The organism is Thalassolituus sp. UBA2009 (genome assembly GCF_002335285.1).
Classification (GTDB): Bacteria; Pseudomonadota; Gammaproteobacteria; order Pseudomonadales; family Oceanobacteraceae; genus Venatoribacter; species Venatoribacter alkanivorans.
Genome location: NZ_DDCJ01000058.1, coordinates 1 through 1707, shown reverse-complemented (window position 1 = coordinate 1707; position 1707 = coordinate 1). Strand labels below are relative to the sequence as shown.

Genomic DNA, 1707 nt, shown 5'->3' with positions numbered 1-1707 from the left:
CTGCCGCAGGCAACGGAAAACGAACACCGGCCGGGCTATATCACCGACCCACTGGCGGAAAAAGACACCAATATCCAGCCAGGGATTATTCACAAATACCGCGGCCGGGTACTGCTGCTGGCCACCAGCGGTTGTGCCGTTAACTGCCGCTATTGTTTCCGCCGCCACTTTGCCTATGGCGACAACCGCATCAGCCGCAAGCAGTGGGCAGAAGCGCTGAATTATGTCGCGACGGATAGCAGCATCAGCGAAGTGATCCTCAGTGGCGGCGATCCTTTACTGCTGCAGGATGATGCCCTGCAGGAACTGGTTACCCTGATAGAAGCCATTCCGCATGTACGCCGTCTGCGCATTCACAGTCGCCTGCCAGTCGTGATTCCGCAGCGTCTGACCCCGGCACTGCAAAGCCTGCTGAGCAACAGCCGTCTGCAGGTCAGCATGGTTCTGCATATCAATCATCCAACCGAACTCAGTGACGCCCTGCGCCTGCCATTACAGGCACTGCGTCAGAGCGGTGTTACCCTGCTGAACCAAGCCGTATTGCTGAGAAAAGTGAACAACACGCTCGGTATTCTGTCTGATTTAAGCGAACGGTTGTTTGAATTTGGGGTGCTGCCTTATTACCTTCACCTGCTTGATTCAGTCCGGGGGGCTCATCACTTTGATATCAGCGAGCAGGAGGCCGTGTTTTTGTACCGGCAACTGCTGGCTGAATTACCCGGATACCTGGTTCCACGCCTGGTTCGCGAGGAAGCAGGCAAAGCGAACAAGTCCCCAATCAACCTCGACAGGTAAACGGATATTGCCTATAAGGAAGTAGGCTTTTGCTATGAATCACATGCACTTACGGCAAAGTCGCTATACTGTGTATGAGGTTCGGCAAAAATCCGCCGGATGAAAAACTTTGGTTTAATCACAGCAGGATTGCATGGAAAGCCCGAAAACACCGATAAAACTGCACATACCGACAACGCCTCTCGCGCAGCCATCATTTTGTGCGGGTAATGTTGAGGGCGTTACCCAGTGGGCCAAAGAATTACCTATGGCCAACACCGGTGAAGCTGCACGTCAGTTATATCAGGCTATCCGCGAGCTGAATCAATGGAACACCGACCCGTTGCTGCGCTTTAAAGTGCTGGAAGTGGTGCGTCCTTACATCTATTCCATCTGCACCCTGCTGAATAAACACTTTCTGCAATCGTCCATATCACTGAACGATAAACAGCTGAAAATCGCCAATCTCAGTCAGGCGCTGCAGGGACATCTGGCCACCGGTTATAAGATGGTTGTGGCGCACAGCATCAGCCGTGTTGCCCCGGCAGACAAGCCCTCCAAAGTGGTTACGCTGGCGATCCACCGCGCGATATCCGATACCAACCAAACCATACTGCGTGCTTTCCAGCTGTATTGTCAGCCGCCGGAGCACGCCTGGCTGGAGATCAACCAGCTTTATCTGCTGGCAGAAATGCACAAGTTGCTGACCTATAAAGTCAGTGACCGCCAGACCCGTTTTTTATCCACATCCACCATTCAGGATGTGTATATCCGCGCTCACCTGCTAGGAACCGCCAAGCCTAATAACCTGCGCCAGCAAGATCTGGCTCAACTGTACGATGCCAGCGAGCTGTGGGCGGAATCTGCTTCTCTGTCTGCCGCCGACGATGAGAGCGCTCTGTTTATTATTAACCTGCACCGTGATCGTCCGGG

At 53.5% G+C, this 1707-nt stretch carries 1 protein-coding gene and 1 pseudogene; both read left to right on the top strand.

All coding sequences use genetic code 11. The annotated features are described in order from the left end of the window. A partial coding sequence (epmB, locus tag B3P58_RS06040; RefSeq protein WP_286716500.1) for an EF-P beta-lysylation protein EpmB occupies window positions 1-795 on the top strand: 795 nt, incomplete at its 5' end. A 133-nt stretch (window positions 796-928) separates the two neighbouring features. Then, window positions 929-1707: pseudogene (locus B3P58_RS06035) on the top strand (GTPase); the annotation flags it as partial.